18 protein-coding genes and 2 tRNA genes are annotated in these 19,612 nt (G+C 32.9%); 7 read left to right on the forward strand and 13 right to left on the reverse strand.

What is annotated here, in order from left to right; translation table 11 throughout:
* Positions 1-2 precede the first annotated feature (2 nt).
* Genes ACLHDE_RS04115 through ACLHDE_RS04125 form a run of 3 tightly spaced genes read right to left on the reverse strand, consistent with a single transcriptional unit; the run spans position 3 to position 2,202 of the window.
* Positions 3-1,181, reverse strand: coding sequence for a diguanylate cyclase (locus tag ACLHDE_RS04115; protein WP_415397940.1), 1,179 nt, complete (start codon positions 1,179-1,181; stop codon positions 3-5).
* Position 1,182: 1 nt separating this feature from the next.
* Positions 1,183-1,809, reverse strand: a complete 627-nt coding sequence (locus ACLHDE_RS04120) for a tetratricopeptide repeat protein (protein ID WP_415397941.1) — start codon at positions 1,807-1,809, stop codon at positions 1,183-1,185.
* Positions 1,810-1,824: 15 nt separating this feature from the next.
* Positions 1,825-2,202, reverse strand: a complete 378-nt coding sequence (locus ACLHDE_RS04125) for a phosphate-starvation-inducible PsiE family protein (protein ID WP_415397942.1) — start codon at positions 2,200-2,202, stop codon at positions 1,825-1,827.
* A 134-nt stretch (positions 2,203-2,336) separates the two neighbouring features.
* Between ACLHDE_RS04125 and ACLHDE_RS04130 the strand changes: the two genes are divergently transcribed.
* From ACLHDE_RS04130 to ACLHDE_RS04160, 7 genes are all read left to right on the forward strand, one after another.
* Positions 2,337-2,552, forward strand: coding sequence for a DUF3185 family protein (locus tag ACLHDE_RS04130; protein ID WP_415397943.1), 216 nt, complete (start codon positions 2,337-2,339; stop codon positions 2,550-2,552).
* A 61-nt stretch (positions 2,553-2,613) separates the two neighbouring features.
* Positions 2,614-2,796, forward strand: a complete 183-nt coding sequence (locus tag ACLHDE_RS04135; RefSeq protein WP_415397944.1) for a hypothetical protein — start codon at positions 2,614-2,616, stop codon at positions 2,794-2,796.
* A 38-nt stretch (positions 2,797-2,834) separates the two neighbouring features.
* Entirely contained in the window at positions 2,835-3,167 is a 333-nt protein-coding gene (locus tag ACLHDE_RS04140) for a DUF389 domain-containing protein (RefSeq protein WP_415397945.1), read from the forward strand.
* An 83-nt stretch (positions 3,168-3,250) separates the two neighbouring features.
* Entirely contained in the window at positions 3,251-3,397 is a 147-nt protein-coding gene (locus tag ACLHDE_RS04145) for a lmo0937 family membrane protein (protein WP_415397946.1), read from the forward strand.
* A gap of 148 nt (positions 3,398-3,545) precedes the next feature.
* The gene (locus ACLHDE_RS04150; protein WP_415397947.1) at positions 3,546-5,255 is read left to right on the forward strand and encodes a diguanylate cyclase; all 1,710 of its coding nucleotides are present in this window, start codon (positions 3,546-3,548) and stop codon (positions 5,253-5,255) included.
* A gap of 88 nt (positions 5,256-5,343) precedes the next feature.
* Positions 5,344-9,126, forward strand: a complete 3,783-nt coding sequence (locus tag ACLHDE_RS04155) for a PAS domain S-box protein (protein ID WP_415397948.1) — start codon at positions 5,344-5,346, stop codon at positions 9,124-9,126.
* A 25-nt stretch (positions 9,127-9,151) separates the two neighbouring features.
* Positions 9,152-10,660, forward strand: coding sequence for an HD domain-containing phosphohydrolase (locus tag ACLHDE_RS04160; protein ID WP_415397949.1), 1,509 nt, complete (start codon positions 9,152-9,154; stop codon positions 10,658-10,660).
* 36 nt (positions 10,661-10,696) lie between these two features.
* Here the strand turns inward: ACLHDE_RS04160 and ACLHDE_RS04165 are convergent.
* From ACLHDE_RS04165 to gyrA, 10 genes are all read right to left on the reverse strand, one after another.
* Positions 10,697-10,771, reverse strand: a tRNA-Asn gene (locus ACLHDE_RS04165).
* Positions 10,772-10,797: 26 nt separating this feature from the next.
* Positions 10,798-10,872 (reverse strand) — tRNA-Asn (locus tag ACLHDE_RS04170).
* A 56-nt stretch (positions 10,873-10,928) separates the two neighbouring features.
* On the reverse strand, positions 10,929-11,861 hold the full coding sequence (locus tag ACLHDE_RS04175; protein WP_415397950.1) for a radical SAM protein: 933 nt from the start codon (positions 11,859-11,861) through the stop codon (positions 10,929-10,931).
* Between the two features lie 265 nt (positions 11,862-12,126).
* Positions 12,127-13,167: a uroporphyrinogen decarboxylase gene (gene hemE / locus ACLHDE_RS04180; protein ID WP_415397951.1), complete on the reverse strand. Its 1,041-nt coding sequence runs from the start codon at positions 13,165-13,167 to the stop codon at positions 12,127-12,129.
* A gap of 59 nt (positions 13,168-13,226) precedes the next feature.
* Positions 13,227-13,742 carry a YqhA family protein gene (locus tag ACLHDE_RS04185; RefSeq protein ID WP_415397952.1) on the reverse strand — a complete coding sequence of 172 codons (516 nt, stop codon included), beginning with the start codon at positions 13,740-13,742 and terminating at the stop codon, positions 13,227-13,229.
* 1 nt (position 13,743) lies between these two features.
* Positions 13,744-14,778, reverse strand: a complete 1,035-nt coding sequence (locus ACLHDE_RS04190; RefSeq protein WP_415397953.1) for an aspartate-semialdehyde dehydrogenase — start codon at positions 14,776-14,778, stop codon at positions 13,744-13,746.
* 12 nt (positions 14,779-14,790) lie between these two features.
* Entirely contained in the window at positions 14,791-15,933 is a 1,143-nt protein-coding gene (locus ACLHDE_RS04195; RefSeq protein ID WP_415397954.1) for a sigma-54-dependent transcriptional regulator, read from the reverse strand.
* Positions 15,934-15,952: 19 nt separating this feature from the next.
* Positions 15,953-16,360, reverse strand: a complete 408-nt coding sequence (locus tag ACLHDE_RS04200; RefSeq protein WP_415397955.1) for a hypothetical protein — start codon at positions 16,358-16,360, stop codon at positions 15,953-15,955.
* Positions 16,315-16,968, reverse strand: a complete 654-nt coding sequence (locus ACLHDE_RS04205) for a hypothetical protein (protein ID WP_415397956.1) — start codon at positions 16,966-16,968, stop codon at positions 16,315-16,317. Before ACLHDE_RS04205 ends, ACLHDE_RS04200 begins: the two co-directional genes overlap by 46 nt.
* Positions 16,969-17,048: 80 nt before the next feature.
* Positions 17,049-19,520, reverse strand: coding sequence for a DNA gyrase subunit A (gene gyrA / locus ACLHDE_RS04210; RefSeq protein WP_415397957.1), 2,472 nt, complete (start codon positions 19,518-19,520; stop codon positions 17,049-17,051).
* Positions 19,521-19,612 lie beyond the last annotated feature (92 nt).

The following is a 19,612-nucleotide window of genomic DNA, read 5'->3' on the forward strand; positions in this document are numbered from 1 at the left end:
TCTTAAAGACATATTGAGCGATTTCTACCCTCTTGTTTAGCTTTATAGAGTGCATTGTCTAAGCGTTTTAAAAAACTTTTCTGTTGCTCTTGACCATTAAGCTGTGTGATACCAAAACTAGCCGTAACCTTTCCAACTTTAGTAAATATTTTTTCAACTATACTTTTGCGAATATGCTCAGCTAAGATTAATGCATTTTCTTTGTTGGTTTCAGGTAGAAGTATAACAAACTCTTCTCCACCCCATCGTGCAAAAAAGTCAGTTTCTCTAACATACTTTTGCACTAAAGTAGACAACTCTTGTAAAATAATATCTCCAATATCATGACCATAAACATCATTGACTTTTTTAAAATGGTCTATATCAAAAAATACTCCACACAAATCCCTTTTATAGCGTTTTGCTCGCTTATATTCATTTAAGAAGAGTTCATTAAATTTTCTGCGGTTATATATACCCGTTAAGGCATCAAAATAAGCAATATTACTTAGTTCTTCATATTTTAACTTTTCCTTAGAAATATCAGTAATAACATTTAAAAAATATATTTTATCTGCATCTAAAATTAAACTTGTTTTAATACGAATCCAAATAGTCTTCTTTTTTTTACTAAGAAGTTGTAACTCTTGTTCTATATATGATTTTTTTTGCAAAAGCAATTTTTTAATATTTGCATTAAAAAGTTCTTTACTATAATCTTCAAGTAAATCTACAAACTTTTTTGTTAAAAGCTCTTTAGAGCTGTATCCAGAGAACTTTTCGAAGGTTGGATTTGAATAGTTTATCTTATCTTCACATACCATTATCCCCTCTGGTAGATGCTCACTAAGTTTCTCAAACATTCTTTTTTTGAAAAGAATTTCTTCATGTTCTTCATGCTCTTTAGAAACATCAAAGAAACTTATCAAATAAAATTGCTTACTTTTAAATAGAAGTTTGGAAGACAGAAGTTTAAAAATCATTTTTTTATTTTTTATTTCTAAAATGTATTTTTCTTTTTCCACCATGCTTTCGTCAATTATTAGATCTTCTAGTTGAGTTTCTGTCTTAGTCCTTATCTTATGCAAACTCATAAATTTCTTATTTGCAAGTTGAGAGACATAGTTATCATCAACTATTAAGACCGGATAGCTTAACAAATTTATAAATTTCAGATACTCGGTTTTTAATAATAATTGCATATTATTTAATACCTGTATCACTCAAAAGACGAAATTGTTTACATCCTTTATTATTCCCACTATCACAAGCCTTTCCAAACAACTCTTTGGCAGTATTTTTATTTTGTCTCACCCCGTCTCCTTCTAAATACATTAGTCCAAGAGAGTAGCAACTTTCGCTATTTTCTAAATCACATGATTTTGTATATAATTCAACTACTTTTTTATAATCTTGTTTTAAAAATTTCCCTCTATAGTACATTTTGCCTAGATATAAACATCCATCAGCACTACCACCATTACAAGCTGTTTCATAAAGCTTTACAGCTTTATTTTTATCTTTACTAACAGCCCGTCCATCTTCATAAATTATTCCTAAGTTGAAACATGCATTAGAATTTCCACCCTCACAAGCTTTTACAAAAAATTCACCTGCTTTTTTATTATTTTGTCTTACGCCTTTTCCTTGGGTGTATAAAACACCCAAGTTATGACACGCATTATTATTTCCACTTTTGCAAGACTCTAGGTACAACTCAGCAGCTATTTTTACATTACCATTTTGCTCCTCATTAAGAGCATTGTCAAACAGGTCTGCATGAAGAATAATACTACAAAATATACTAAATAATAATATGAACTTTTTCATCTATGCCACCTTATGTTATTTGTTGTTTTCCATATATGAAGGGCTGTACTTCATGGTAATAATTCTAAATATAAATAGTATAAATATTACAAGTAGTAATGATAGAATTTTAATGATGTCAAATTTATCATTAACAATTAGTAAAACATCACGCATAAAAAAGACAATGCTAGAATCTACCATAAGTCTTAGTTTAATACGATTCTCATCACTAAAAAGAAATTCAATTAACATTCGAACTAATTCTAAAATGATTATAAACTCTAATAGTGCAACAGCCAACTTTGAAAATGTATCTACTGAAGAGAAATCTTTAACCCCATAGAAAAGAATTAGAGTAATAAAAAACTTTATAAATACTTGAGTTCTTTTCATCTCAAAAATACGTTTCATTAGCAAGTCCATTTTTTGAAATTATACTCTAATAATATGTAAAGTAAATCATTTTTATCATAAAACACTTTAAATATCACACTTTCATATCTATATGTTATACTATTCATATTTTTTAAACATAGGAGTTCAATATGGCAATAGGCTCGGGAGTTTCAATGAAAATTATTGGTATTGTTTTAGTGGTTTTAGGAATTGGTCTTGCAATCTGGGGATATCAATTATCTAGTTCTGTCGGTTCACAAATAACACAAGCTGTTACAGGTTCAGATACGGATAAGGTTATGACTTTCTATATTGCCGGTGCTGTTAGTTTTTTTGTCGGTATATATCTTTTTAGAAAAAATTAAAATTGAGAGATTGCAGTTGGTATAGTTTAATGTGCCACATTAGCATTAGGAAACAATCATTATGAAGTATGTTGAAATAACCGCCAATAAAGATAGTTCAGATACTGTTTTGGCAATTGCTAAAACAGAAGAAGTGGAGGATTTTCGGCTTGGTGTTATAGAAGAAGATGGCATGCAACAAATGCGAATGCTAGTAAGAGATGATAAGCTCCAATTGGTATTAGACGCCCTGCAAAATCTTTAGGTCTTATTACAAATAACGTTGCTGTCATAATCGGCGCAATGGTGATTGCACCGTTGCTTGGACCAAATCTCGCACTTAGTCTTGGGACTGCTTTGGGTGACTTGTCCTTGATTCGCAGATCGGTACAAACCATGATAGTTGGAATGTCGCTGGCTGTGGCTATAGCTGCTGGTTTAGGAATGTTTTGGTCTTTTGATGAAATAAATCATGAACTTATGTTGCGCACAGTAGTCGGCTTCGATTCTGCTGTTTTGGCACTTGCATCTGGTGCCGCAGCGGCATTGTCTCTTACTACTGGTTTATCAAGTGTGCTGGTTGGAGTCATGGTAGATGTAGTGTTACTTCCATCGGCAGTAGCACTTGCCTTGTGACTTTGTTTTTGCTTATTACTATTAAATAAGAAGTATTACTGTATAGTATACTTATTTCTTAAAAATTAAAGTGGAGAAACAATATGCTTGAAACTATTGCGATAATTTTAGTTATTCTTTGGCTCCTAGGGCTTGTCAGCTCTTACACTTTAGGTGGATTTATCCATATTCTCTTAGTCATTGCGCTTGTGGTTGTTCTGCTTCGCGTTATCAAAGGCAAGCGGCTATAAAGAGAGTGAGAGAACTTTAGTTTTAGGTTACCATGGTTCTCATTATTAGCACTATATAAATACTTGGATTTTCAGTCCTTTGAAATCGTTAAATTTGGAGTTGGCTGTGATCTTTAGGTTATTATTATTTATTTTACTTCCATGGTCTATGTTTGCACATAACCTTGAACTTACCGACTCTATGCAAGGTCTCTCCACTACTAGTTTTATAGAAGTTTTTGAAGACCCAACACGTGAAATCACTATTGATCAAGTTAAAACAAAATCATTTAAAATCCAAGAAAACTCAATGACCAGTCATGGTTCGACTTCATCTGTTTGGTGGATGCGCTTGAAGGTACGAAACAGTAACTCTGATAGATTGACATGGAAAATAAAAATGATGTTTGGACTTTTTGATAATGTCGAAGTTTGGCAGTTTTCAAATTCCTCACTTATAAAGCACCAACTTAAGGGTGATCATAATATTAATGTTTCAGACACATCATACTTAGATCGTTCAGTTTATTCATTTATAACAGATGCAAAATCAGAAAATGAAATCTACTTTAAAATTTCGTTTGAAAACTCAGGATATGCAGAACTTTTTACAACTATTTGGTCACCAGATCTTTTGATATCACATTTGCAAAGAAATATTAATATTTTAGTTGCAATTTTTGCTGGATTATTTGTACTTCTTTTTTATAATCTATTTATTTTACTAGTTTTAAAAAGCAAAATTTACTTCTGGTATATTCTTTATCTTTGTGGAGTAATGTTAGCTATATTAACATTTAATCAAATAGGGGCACACTATATTTGGAATAATTCAATTTTTATAATTGATTATATGCCTATATTTTCCTTTGTATTAGTAAATATATCATTTTTGTTGTTTACTAGGGCTTTTTTAGAAACTCCCAATAGACTAAAACGCATTGATACTTTTATTACATTTTTGATAGTTATTAATATACTTGCTTTAGTATTAGCCATGACAGACCAACGTCTAATAGCCATGAAGCTTATACATGTTATTACTTTTTCATTCTTTTTCTTTCCTTTTATTGGAGCGTATCTTTGGAAAAAAGGCTTTACAATTGCCAGGGGATATACAATTGCCTCATCAGTTTTAAGTATAACAATCACAGTGTCATTATTACGTGGGGCAGGTTTTATACCGACAAATGAGCTGATTTATTGGTTAGTTAGATTAGGTTTTATTCTTGAAGGTGTATTGCTAGCGATTGCTCTTGCTGATAGAATTAATATTATTCAGAAGTCTTACACTAAATCTCAAGAAAATTTAAATCACTCTTTGGAAGAAAAAGTAAAAAAAAGAACATTTGAGCTTGAAGAGGCAAAAAAAATTGCTGAAGATTTAGCTAGAAAAGATGTGCTTACAGGAATATGGAATCGTAGAGCTTTTTTAGAAATGTCACGATTAGATATAGAGAATGCTCATTCTCATAATATTCCTCTCTCCATTATTATGATTGATATTGATAAATTTAAGAGAATCAATGATAACTATGGTCATAAAATTGGCGATATAGTTATAAAATCATTCGTTGAAAATTTAAAAATACATACGCGAGACAGTGATATTTTTGCACGTATTGGAGGAGAAGAGTTTGTGATAGTTTTACCTTCTTCAGATATATATGAAGCAAAAAATAAAGCTGAATTTCTACGTGCTGAAATTGAACAACTAAGTATTGATATTAGCAATAAAATATTACATACAACTGCTAGCTTTGGTGTAGCACAGTTAAAAGAAGAAGAGTCGTTAGAAAATTTATTATCTAGAGCAGATAATGCAATGTATTTTGCAAAAAAACAAGGACGCAACGGTGTTCATTGTAATGAAATCTAAAATCTTAAAAAATTATTACTCATTTAAAGTGTTATTTTCAATTAATATTAATTAAGCTATACTAAAATCATATGGATGGAGGTGAGCAGTGATCCGTAATATACAAGGTAAAAAAGAAATAAACTTTCTTGTAGTTATTTTTATAATAATTGCAATAATTGGTGTCGTAATAAAATCTTTTGAATTTTACAACATTAAAATTATTTATACTACAACTGCAGATATCTACAAGCATCCTCTTAAAGTCTCCAACGCTGCACTAACAATCAAACAAGATATTTATAAAATTGATAGAGATATAAAAGATATTCTTCTTTCACACTCAAAAGAAGATATTTCTACGCTTATTGAAGAAGTCAATGCTCATGAACGTCGTGTGTATGAAACCTTTAGTATTATTGAACAAAATATCCTTGGCGTTGATGGTCAAAGGCTTGAAAAAAAGACAAAAAAGCTTTTTAAAGCATGGAAACCTATGCGCGATGAAGTTATTTCTCTTGTTAAAAATTCCAAGAGAGATGATGCTATAGCCATCAACAGAGATAAAGGAGCTAATCATGTTTTAAAACTGGATGCTGCTACCTTTGAGCTTTATGCTTATGCACAGAATAAAGCGATTGGTTTTAAAAACAAATCGGAATCCAGCTTTGAGATTTTACAAAGAATGAATGTTGCAATAAGTCTCTTGTTTTTTTTATCATTTATATTTATCGGTTATTACATCATTCATATAATTTCCAAATATATTTCTAAAAATGAGCACCTTGATAGTGTTTTATCAGTTATACTCAATATTAATCAACTGATTGCTCGAGAAAAAGATGCTCAACTCTTAATCAAAGAGAGTTGTAATATCTTAGTATCAACACATATTTACTCTAATGCATATATTGTAACTTATGATAAGAATATGAATATAGAGTATCTAACAAGTACGGATACTTCAGAAAATTTTATAAAATATAAAGAGAAACTTAATCAAGGTTGGATATCTCATTGTGTAGATAGAACTCTTAATACTAATGGTTTATATTCTTTTATAGAGAATACGAAAAATATTTGTATTGAATGTCCTTTAGCTTGTAAATATGAAAATAGAAACGCTTTTAATATTGCTTTGAAATATAACGAAAGAATCTATGGTTATTTGACACTTTCAATTGATAGAATATATCTTAATGAAAACAATGAACGGGCACTTTTAAAAGAAGTTGCAGGTGATATAGCTTTTGCACTCTATAACCTTGAAAATGAGAAGAGTTTAATAAAAAAAGAAGAACGTTATCGTCGTGTTATAGAAGCAACAAATGATGGTTTGTGGGATTGGAATCTAGTTACAAGTGATGTATATTATTCACCTAGATGGAAAAGTATGTTGGGCTATAGTGATGATGAGTTAGAAAATAGTCTTGAGGCTTGGAATAAACTTGTACATCCAGACGATATTAAACAAGTAATGATCGATATAGAATCATCGCGTGAGAATAAAACTAAGCAATATAAAAATATTCATAGACTTAAACACAAAGATGGGCATTGGGTATGGATTGAATCTCGTGGTAAAACTATCTATGATGAGAAGAGTAAACCTGTGCGAATGATAGGGTCTCATATAGATATAAGTGAACAAATAAAACTTCAACAAGAGCTAGTAGAAACTAATAAAAAACTGACAAATATAGCAGAAAATATTCCGGGAGCTATTTATACTTTTCAATCTTTTAGCGATGGAAGAAGCTGTTTCCCATTCGCATCTGAGCATCTGTATGATATTTATGGGGTAACTGCGAAAGAAGTTATAGAAGACGCTACAAAAGTTTTTGGTGTATTACATCCAGAAGATTTTAATAATGTAGTAAAGACAATACAAACCTCTTTTGAAGAGCTTACCTTGTGGAGGGATGAATATCGTGTTGTCCATCCAGAAAAAGGAATTATATGGCTCAAAGGGATAGCTAAACCCGAAAAGCAATTGGATGGAAGTGTACTATGGTATGGCTATATTCATGACATTACTGAAAATAAGATAGCTGAATTGGAGATACATAAAGCTAAGACTTACTATAAAACATTGTTAGAATATGCATCAGATGGTGTCCATATATTGGACTTAGATGGTAACCTTATTGCTTATAGTCGCTCTTTTGCTGAGCATCTTGGGTATGAATACGATGAAGTCAAGACCTTAAACATCAGAGATTGGAATTTGCTAGTTTTGCAAGAGCAGATGGGAGTTATAGTAAAAGAGTTATTAGAAACTCCAAAAATATTTGAAACTAAACATAGAAAAAAAGATGGAACAGTTGTGAATGTTCAAATCAATGCAAAAGGAATTGAACTTGATGGAGTATTGTGTCTTTATGCTTCTTCACGTGACATTACACAAGAAAAAAAGATAAAAGAAAATTTGATAGAGAGTGAAGAGCGTTTTAAGAATCTAGTGCAACAGTCTCCATCTTCAATTGAGATATATGACTTAGAAGGTTGGATGATAAGTCTCAACCATGCAGCAGAATTGCTGTGGGATATAAAGGCAGAAAATGTTTTACATAAATTTAATATTCTTGAGAGTGAAGAGGCTAAACATACAGGTCTCTACCAATATATTGAAAAAGCCTATGAAGGTGTAGTTAGTGAGTTGGAACCTATTGAATTTAATCCTAGTAGGACAAAAGCTAATCAAGGTAGAAAACGTTGTGTAAAGACAACGATGTATCCTTTAAAGGATAGTAACTCCAAGGTTAACAGTATAGTCGTCTCACACATTGATTATACAGCAAGACAAGAGGCAATTTTATTGGCAGCAGAGAAGCAAAGAAGATTTGAAACAATTTTTAATGAAGCGCCAAACCCAATTATGTTACATAATGAAGATGGTAAGGTTCTCATGGTAAATAAGGCTTGGAAAACACTAAGCGGGTATGATTTTGACGAGATAGACACTATAGAAAAGTGGACAAAAAATGCCTATGGTAAAAAGATGTCAGTCGTTAAAGAACAAATGGATAAACTTTATGAACTTGCTACAACCGTTAATGAAGGTGAATATTCTATAAATGCTAAAAATGGAGATATTATCACTTGGCAATTTAGTTCTGCAGCACTTGGAATAATAGACAATAAACGAACGGTAATATCATCAGGAATGGATATAACACAACTCAAGAAAAAAGATGAGATGCTAATAGCTCAGTCCCGTTTAGCTGCTATGGGAGAGATGATAGGAATGATAGCCCATCAATGGCGACAGCCACTTAACATTATTTCCATGAATGCAAACAATATGATTCTTGATATTACTTTGGATGAGCTGGATATATTGGAGGTAGAAGAGTACTCCAATAATATTCAAATTCAAACAGAGAATCTTTCTAAAACAATAGATGATTTTAGAAATTTTTTCAAACCTGACAAGTCTATTGTAAAAATCAAAGTACAAGATATAATTAAAGAAACATATAAAATAGTCAAAGATGGCTTAAGAAGTAATAATATTGCATTCAATACATCTTATAAATCAGAATCTGAAATTGATGCATGTCCAAGAGAGCTAATGCAGGTATTTGTCAGTATCATTAACAACTCAAAAGATGCAATAATACAAAAAAAGCATAAAGACGCAGAAATAGATGTTATGGTCTATGAAGATGATAACTATGTTATAACGGATATATGTGATAATGGGGGAGGGATTGATATGGAGATATTACCTAAGATATTTGATCCTTATTTTACAACCAAAGATGAGACAACGGGAACGGGACTTGGTCTATATATGAGTAAAATGATTATTGATAATCATTTTGATGGTAATATTGAAGCATATAACCAAAATGAAGGTGTCTGTTTTAGAGTATCTTTAAGCAAATAATATTTTTACATAGAAAAGGAAAAAAATGAACGAAGCGCAAATCAAATCTATAAAAGCTAAAACAAAAAATTTTTCTATTTTATATGTTGAAGATGAAAAAGAGTTGCGAGAGAGTAGTTCAAAATTTTTACGTAAAATATTTCCTTATGTAGACATCGCTGACAATGGGCAAGAAGGACTGGAAAAATATCTTCAGAATTCTTATGATATTGTAATAACAGATATTTTAATGCCAAAAATGAATGGACTTGAACTAATCCGTTATATTCGTGAAAAAAATAAGAAACAAGAGATTATAGTTATCTCCGCCAATACAGATGCAGAAAATTTAACAAAAGCGATTCAGCTCGAAGTTACAGGCTATGTTATAAAACCAATAAATTTTGATCAAATATTAAGAATACTTGAACAATCCATTGATAAAATAGTGGTGTTTCGTGAAAATAAGATGTATAGTACACAACTAGAGTCTATGGTAGAAGAGAGAACGAGAACAGTATTAGAATTGCAAAACCAATTGGTTGAGAACTATGAACAGACTATATATTCTTTGGTTGAGATGATAGAAGAGCGTGATACCTACACAGGTGGTCATAGCAAGCGTGTGGCTAGCTACTCAAGAGATATTGCAAAAGAGATTGGGATGTCTCAAGAAGAGTGTCAATTGATCTACCAAGCAGGAATCTTACATGATGTTGGAAAGATTACTACTCCAGATAGCATTTTATTAAAACCAGGAAAACTTACGCAACAAGAGTGCTCTTTAGTTCAAGCTCATGTGCTAACAGGCTATAAAATTTTATCTAAAGTTCCAATGTATCATGAACTTGCAAAAATTGTCCATGCACATCATGAACATTATGATGGTAGTGGATATCCTAATGGAATTAAGGGAGAAGAAATTCCTTTTTATTCGCGTATTATGATGATTGCCGACGCTTTTGATGCGATGACAACATGTAGAATATATAAAACAAAAAAAAGTGTTGGAGATGCTATTGAAGAGTTAAACGAGCTTAGCGGTACATGGTTTGACCCTCAGATTCTCAAAAGCGCCATTAAGGTTTTTAAAGAGGTTAACTTTGATGAAATTCTTAAACAAGAACCGCATTCATATATTGATGAAGAGCGTTTTACCTACTTTTTTAAGGATACATTAACAAATGTATATAATCAATACTACTTAAATTTTATCTTACAAAGAAATGCAGATAAAAAAAGTTTTTCATGTTTAAATATACTTTATTTAAGAAATTTTACATCCTTCAATAATAAATATGGCTGGAGAGGTGGTGATAAATTTTTGTACGATTTTGCAGCTTATCTGCAGAAAGAGTTTTCTGATTTTCGAATCTTTCGAATTTTTGGTGATGACTTTGTTCTATTATCCAAAACGTATCAAACTCTTGATGTTGAGAAAATTAATAATTTCGATTTATTTAAAGATAGTGGGATATATTGTGAATTTAAATATTATGATTTAAGTACTGATAATATCAATAATTATGAAGAATTACAAGAGAAGAATTACTAATAAAATAGGGTTTTTGATTTGATTGATTGAAGTGTATGGCTCCGGATGCTGGATTCGAACCAGCGACCAAGTGATTAACAGTCACCTACTCTACCGCTGAGCTAATCCGGAATATTTTAGTAAGATTCAATAAGTAATGGCTCCGGATGCTGGATTCGAACCAGCGACCAAGTGATTAACAGTCACCTACTCTACCGCTGAGCTAATCCGGATTATTTATTGAGCCGAAATTATACTTAACAGACACGCAAAAGTCAAGCTTTTTGGGCTACTTTTTGCGTTTTCTTTTAATATTGGTATCTGGTAGCAAAAACTCTAGATTTCCAACTGTTCTTTTTACTACTCTTTTCTCTTTTAAGAGTTTTTCAAGTCTCTTTTTACTAACTTCATCAAAAAGTAGATTTATATCGTCCATAGTTAACGGTCTTTTATCCAGAGTGTTTAGTATATCTTCTTCACTGTAAAGAGAGTTGTTTGGCTCTGCATGAACTCTAGAAGCTATATGAATAGGTATAGAGCTATCAAACATTAGTGAGGCCTCATGTAGCTCTTTATAGCTGATTCCCATCACAGGGTATGCTGGAGGTCTATCTATAGTGCCTAAATCTACACGAGAAGCATCTATGTCTAAAAGAGCTTCATTTAGTTTTGCTATCTCTTGTTCTGTGTCATTTAAGCCATGTACAAATAGTATCTCTATAAAGAGCTTACCTTTATAGACTTTGCTAAACTCTTGAACTCTTTTTACGACTTTATCTACTTGTATATTTGTATGAGGTCTGTCTATTTTTTTAAAGACATCATCACTTATGGCATCAAGAGAAAGTTTGACTTGGTCTAGTTTTAGAAGTGTGTTAAATATTTTTTCATCTACGAGGGTAGTACTGTTTGTAAGTATAAGAGTCTCGGTAGTGTTTTTTATCTTATCTATCTCATCTATAAGTTCACTCAGATGCGGGTAGAGAGTAGGTTCACCATTTGCAGTTAGGGTTATGACATCTATCTTGTTATTCAGGTGAGGTTTTAAATCATTTATAATTTGTTCAACTGTTACGGTGTTGGTCTGTGCATCTACGGTTGCAGTCGGGGCAAGTTCACAGTATAGGCAGTCGAAGTTACACTGCTTAAGGGCAGGGGATAGGTCAACACCCAAAGAAGAACCAAATCTTCTTGAGTTTATAGGACCAAAAATTGTATTCATTAGTACCAATCCTTGCTACATTGTTGAATTATAAATAAAAGATAAGCTATTAGCTACAAGGCAAATCGTTGCAGAACTAATTGATTAATTCAAAAAGATTTAACGATGCTAGATGATAGCTTATCTTTTACCCGAAGGGCGAATATATTTCACCTTATTGCTTCGTTAAAAGTATTTGAAGCTACTAGTAGCTCCTGCACACTTTTGCCTCACACTAATATAAAATAGATTCGTTTAGAACTCATCTATGTAGCGAGGATAGGTACTATACTTTACTAACTCTTTGGCACTCTTTTACAAAGTGTATAGCATTTTCTACTGGTACATCAGGAAGGATTCCATGACCTAGGTTAAAGATATGACGTTTACCTTGCATAGTGTTTTGAATAACTTCTACACACTCTGTTGTAGCTTCTTTAGAGTAAAGACGGCAAGGCTCCATATTGCCTTGAAGAACATATTTGTCTCCGAGTTTCTCTTTTGCAAGTGCCATAGGAGTTGACCAGTCTACACCAAATACCTCAAAATTTCCATATACTTTGTCTAAAAATGCAGGGATGCCTTTAGGGAACATAATGATTGGAATATGTGGATATTTACCTTTTAAATAATCAGCAATTTCCACCATGTATTTCCAAGAAAATTCATCATATTTACCTGGCTCAATTGCAGCTGCCCATGAGTCAAAAATCTGAACTACATCAATACCAGCTTGGATTTGTTTTTCCATATATAGTTTTACAACTTGGGTTACTTTTGCAAGTATCTTGTGAAGAAGAGCAGGGTTTGAGTACATCATTTTTTTACATAGGTTGTAAGTTTTTGTACCTTCGCCTTCTATCATATATGTAGCAAGAGTCCATGGAGCACCTGTAAAACCGATAAGTGCAGTTTCCCCACCTCTTTTATCTAACTCTTGTTTGATAAGTTCAATAGTCTCATAAACATAAGTAAGTTTAGATGCAGCCTCTTCGCCACCGATAAGTCTATCTACGTCAGCCTCGTCTCTTATAGGGTCGTTGAACTTTGGTCCAAAACCTTTGATAAATTCTAAGTCCATACCCATTTCATCTGGTATAACTAGGATGTCACTAAATAAAATAGCAGCATCTACCCCTACGATGTCGATTGGTTGAAGTGTTACTTCACAAGCTTTTTTAGGGTCATGACAAAGGTTTAAAAAGTTTCCAGCCTCTGCACGAACAGCCATATACTCTGGTAAATAACGACCTGCTTGTCTCATCATCCAAACTGGGGTGTACGGAGTTTCTTTACCAAAACATGCATCTACAAATATTTTACTCATTCTAATCCTTTTTAATTCTCTTATTCTATGTGATATTACTTTATGTTATGTTGAAATTGTTACTTTTTTCCTACTTTTCCTAAAAAATATAGCCCAACCGCTACGGCTGTAATTGAAAGCGCAAGATATAGCATATCTAATGCACCATTATACTGTGTATATCCTACTTTTTGAAAGAATCCAACTACTAGAACCATTACTATTACTTTAGAGATTTTATCCTTTAGTTGGTCAAGTGAATGAATTGCTAAAAGTTGTGTTTCATCATGATCTGATTCTTTGGCTGCATCTATCTCTGATATGAAAAGTTCATATAAACCAAATGCAAAAAGTAGCATTACTACACCTATTAGGTAAAGGTCAACTGCACCGATAATTCCGCCCATTACATCTTGATGGAATTTATCGGGATGAGCACCTGTTAAATAAGTGTTTATAACATACTTTGCAGTAACGAAAATATCAATACTAGCAACTAAAAAAAGTACTACTGCTCCAATCAATCCAAATATAACGGCTAAAATAACTATGAATCTTGAGTTCCATAATGCTTTTTCAAATATTCTTTCTAACATATTATTTTTCTCCTTGCATTTCTACCCATTTTTGAGCAATACGTACAGCATTTGTAGCAGCACCAACTCTTAGGTTGTCAGCAACTACAAACAAGTGAAGCATATTTTTAGCGTAGTTATCATTTCTTATACGACCAACAAAAGTTTCATTCATATCTACACAAGTTGCAGGCATAGGGTAAAGAGACTCAGCAGGGTTATCAACTACAACAATGTTTGGAGCATTTTCTAAAATTATTCTAGCTTCAGAAGCATCTACGTCACAAGCAAAAGTCAATGTTAAAGATTCTGCGTGACCACGAAGAGTAGGAACACGAACACAAGTAGCACTTAGAGGAATCTCTTTGTGCATAATCTTACTAGTTTCGTTAACCATTTTCATCTCTTCTTTTGTATATCCATTTTCCATAAATACATCAATCTGAGGGATTACATTTAGAGCTATTTGATGTGGAAAAGCTTTATGTTCTGAATCGCTTAGCTTAAATGCAAAGAAGTCTTGCATCTGAGTAACTAACTCTTCCATCGCTGTTTTTCCACCGCCAGAAGTAGCTTGATAAGTACTTGCATCTACTCTTATTAAGCCATAAGCTTCATCTAGTGGTTTTAGCACTTGAACCATTTGGATAGTAGAGCAGTTAGGGTTAGCAATTATACCAGTGTCTTGCCATTTAGCAATATCTTCAGGATTTACTTCAGGAACAACTAAAGGAACATTTGCGTCCATTCTAAAGTGAGAAGTATTATCTATTACAACTGCTCCAGCTTCCACAGCTGAAGGAGCAAATTCTGCACTAACGCTTCCACCAGCTGAGAAAAGTGCTATTTCAATCTCTTCTTCTTTAAAAATATCATTTGTTAACTCTTTTATAACTATTTCTTGGTTATTAAATTCTATTCTTGAACCGGCACTTCTTGAACTTGCAAGTAAAACTAGTTTGTTGAGTGGAAAATCTATCTCTTGTAAAATTGTTAAAATCTCTTCTCCGACTGCTCCATTTGCTCCAACTACTGCTACATTGTATTTTCTTGACATATTTTTTCCTATTTATTGTATTTTATTTTGTAAAAAAAGTTCATCTGCGGTTATCTCTTGGGATTCACTTAGTATAACGGCTCTCTCAACAACTGAGATAAGTTCTCTTATATTTCCAGGCCAGTTGTATGATAAAAGTTGTTCTTGTGCATCTGGACTAAATGTTTTAAGTTCAAACTCATATTTGTTACAGTTTATCTCCATCATGGCATCTGCAATTTGCATTATCTCATCTTTTCTTTTGTTTAAAGGTGGGATGTTCAGAGGTATAGTATTTAAACGATAGTATAAATCTTCTCTAAATTCTCCATTTTTTATTTTGTCTGTTAAGTTTGCATTTGTTGCTGATACAACACGTATGTCAATCTTTATAGATTTTGCTGAACCAAGACGTCTTACTTCTTTTTCTTGAAGAGCACGAAGAAGTTTTGCCTGAACAGCATAAGGCATTTCACCTATTTCATCTAAAAATAGTGTTCCACCGTTAGCAAGTTCAAACTGACCAGCCTTAGCTTCTGCTGCATCTGTAAAAGCACCTTTTTCGAACCCGAAGAGTTCACTCTCTATAAGGTTTTCCGGAATTGCTGCCATATTGATGGCTACAAAAGGCTTTTTAGCCCTTGGTGAGTTTTTATGTATATATGAAGCAAAAACTTCTTTACCAACACCGCTCTGACCAAGCAGAAGAATACTTGCATCTGTTTTACATGCTTTGTCTGCTATATTTATTATACTCTCTAGTGCTTTAGAAGTTCCTAGAAAACCACTTGTGTTTGTCTTAGTTTTAGGGACAGACTTCTGTACTTGTTGTATTTGATCTTCTCTTTTAATAGCAGCAACTAGAGTGTCTACATCAAAAGGCTTGAGTAAAAAGTCTTTCACACCAAGTTGAATAGACTCTATTGCACGAGTAAGCGTAGCATTTCCAGTCATAATAATGACTTCATACTTACCGTTTAACTCTTTTACAAACTCAATACCATCCATCTTTGGCATGTTAATGTCTGTAATAATAAGTTCAAAAGTGCTGTCAAGCTTTTTAAGAGCATCTACTGCATTTTTGAATGTGATGATTTCAAACTCTTTATAATCACTCATAGCAATTTCAAGAGATTTTCTCATATTAATATCGTCTTCAACTATTGCAATTTTCAATAAATTTCCTATTTGAGCCCTATTTTAAAGGTGCAATTCTAACTAAATTATCATTAAAATCGACTTTGAAACATGTTGTCTTTAGTGTGAGGATAGTAGTAGATTTATTTTGGAAGTTATTGGTTATTCCTTTATGTTCTACTTGGAGCCCTAGTTTATGAATATAATCTACAAATAATTCGGAGTTTTCTGATATATTTTGCTTTAAATTTTCATTCCCATAACTGGTAAAAGTCAGTGCTTGGAGAGGTTTTCCTAAGCATTTTGTCATTGACGAAGAGATAGAAAGAGATTCGTTGTAGAGAATAGCATCTTTTACGACATAACGGTAAGAGATTAGATACTCTTTAGCATCTAATGCTAAAGAGCTAAGAAGAAATATTAGAACTGTGCGTGTAAAAGAATGATTTCCATTTCTACTTCGCATAAACCCTCTTTAAAAGTTGTTTCAATAATATCAGCATTTCTAACCATTGCTTTTACTGAGGTATGAACAGTTGATCTTTTAACCATCATATTTTTGATAGTATCTTGACCTTCTACGCGAACACCCATAACTTTTTCTGCTATTAGTCTATATGCGTCTGCAGTAGCAGCTCTTTTAGCAAGTGCATAAGCTTGAGCAGGAGAAGCTGTATTCATCGGTGCTACACCTTGACCTATCACATTGATACGAAGATTTGTAGTTTTGCTTAGTACGGCTTCTTCTCCCGGTGCAACTATATCATTCATGTTTTTCATAACAGTCATATTTGACTTCATAGAAGAAAGTTTACTCTCAACTGAAGATATCTTAGTGTCAACACCAGAAACTTTTTCTTCAATAGAAGAAACTTTTTGATTTGTAGAAGAAACTTTTTCTTCAATAGAAGAGACTTTTCCCTCTAAAGAATTCATCTGTGTATCAATATCTGATACCTGTGTTTCAAGTGTATCTAGTTTATCAAAACTTCCAATTGTTTGAGGTGCTTGAGAAACTTGTGCTACTAATAAAGAAGTGCTAAGTAGTGCTACTAAAATTAGAGTGTATTTCATGATTAGTCCCTTGTAATGAGGCACATCATAGTGTGCCTTTTATTATAGTTAAACTCAATAAGCAAGTATTATGCCAATTTTTATATTATTGAAGGAACGATATCTTCATCTTCCTCTTCAGGATGTTTAGGACAACGCGAAACACTTGCAACATCATCACCTTTTACAATATATACACCTGATGTATTTCTGCTTGATTTAGAGATAGTTTGCATATCTACTCTAATCATCTTGCCAGCTTTTGTTAGAGCCATCATGTCCATAGTCTCGTCTACCATTAAGCAACCCACAACATATTTACCAGTTTTAGCACTCATTTTCATAGCAATAACACCAGAACCACCACGGTTAGTTAAGCGGTATTCACCGGCATCTGTTCTTTTACCGATACCTTTTTCAGCTATTATTAAAATTTCTTGTTCATCATTTGCGATGATATTTGCATCGATTACTTCATCTTCAGGATGTTTAAACTTGATACCTCTAACACCACGAGTACTACGCCCTTGTTCACGAGTCTTTTCAATATCAAATTTAATACATTGAGCTAACTTGGTAACAATAAACAGATATTTTACAGACTGATCTGCTATTTTTGCAGTAATTAGTGCATCATCTTCATCAAGAACGATAGCTCTTACACCATTGCTTCTTATGTTAGAGAATTCACTTAGGTTAGTACGTTTAACAACACCTTTTTGAGTAAAAAATACTAAACCTTTGTCTTCACTAAAGTCTGTTGTTGGGATAATTGAACGGATTCTCTCATCAGCCATAAGGTTAAGAAGATTAACAACCGCTTTACCTTTAGCGATTCTACTTCCTTCAGGAATCTTATAAACTTTTAACCAGTGTAGTTGACCACGGTCAGTTACAAATAGAAGAGTATCATGAGTATTACAAGTAAAGAATCTTTCTATAAAGTCATCTTCGTAAGTGGTAACTGCAGTTTTACCTTTACCACCACGTTTTTGTTTTTCATATAAAGTTAGAGGAACTCTTTTGATATAACCTCTGTGAGTAATTGTAACAACCATCGGTTCATTAGGAATTAGGTCTTCAATATCGATATCATCATAATCATCTTCTATGTCCGTTCTTCTCTCGTTTGAACCATAAGTAAGCAGAACTTCATCAAATTCTTCATCTATGATACCGTGAAGAATCTCTTCACTTTTTAGAATTGACTCTAAATACTCGATTAGTTCCATTAGCTCAAGTAATTCATTCTCAATTTTCTCACGCTCTAAACCTGTAAGTTTACCAAGACGCATATCAACAATGCTTTGCGCTTGTATTTGAGAGAAGTCAAACTCTGAAACTAAGTTATCACGAGCATCTTCTATATTTTTACTTGCTTTGATTACTTTAATAATTTTATCAATAATATCAAGAGCTTTTTTGAGACCTTCTAAGATATGCGCTCTAGCTTTTGCTTTTTCAAGATCAAATATAGTACGACGAATGATGATAGTTTTACGGTGATTAATAAAATGCTTTAATATAGTTATGATACCAAAGATTCTAGGTTCTTGATTTAATATAGATAGCATGATAATACCGAACGTAGTCTGCATACTTGTTTGCTTGAAAAGATTGTTAAGAACGATTTCGCTCATTGCATCTCTTTTTAGCTCTATTACTACTCTCATACCATCACGGTCTGATTCGTCACGAACCTCAGAAACACCATCAATCATCTTGTCTTTTACTAAGTTGGCAATATTTTCAATAAGACGAGCTTTATTTACTTGGTAAGGAAGTTCATCAATTACGATAACCTCTTTTTTGGTCTTTTGCTCAATATGAGTTTTGGCACGAACCTTAATACGACCACGACCAGTCTCATAAGCATCCATAATTCCTTTTTTACCAAAAATTGTACCACCAGTTGGAAAGTCTGGTGCTTTGATATGTTCCATTAGCTCGATTAAAGAGAGATCAGGGTTTGCCAAAAGTGCTTTTAATCCAGTTAAAACCTCTCTAGGGTTGTGAGGAGGAATATTTGTTGCCATACCAACAGCAATACCAGAAGAACCATTAATTAGAAGGTTAGGAACACGAGTAGGCATTACGTCTGGCTCTTTTGTAGTACCATCGTAGTTATCTATCATATTTACAGTGTTTTTCTCTAAGTCTTTTAGAAGTTCACCAGCATATTTAGTCATACGTGCTTCTGTATATCTCATAGCCGCTGCAGAGTCACCATCAACAGAACCGAAGTTTCCTTGACCGTCAACAAGTTGCATTCTCATTGAGAAGTCTTGAGCCATACGAACTAGCGCATCATATACAGCAGTGTCACCATGTGGATGGTACTGACCAATTACATCCCCGACTATACGAGCAGACTTTTTAAACTTTGCACCGTGTGAAAGGTTTAGTTTGTCCATAGCGTATAAAATTCTTCTGTGAACTGGTTTAAGACCGTCACGAACATCTGGTAAGGCACGACCTACGATTACACTCATAGAGTAATCTAGGTAACTGTTTTGAAGAGTCTCTTCTATGTTGATAGTTTGTATTTCGTCGTTGTTTAGCAAATCGCTCATATAAAACACCTAATCTTTAAAAATAAAATCGCCTTAGTTTATCTTATTGTCCCTTAAGATTTGCTCTAACAATTTATTTTTTTTAAGTTGTA

The organism is Sulfurimonas iocasae, assembly GCF_047716755.1.
Lineage (GTDB): Bacteria > Campylobacterota > Campylobacteria > Campylobacterales > Sulfurimonadaceae > Sulfurimonas.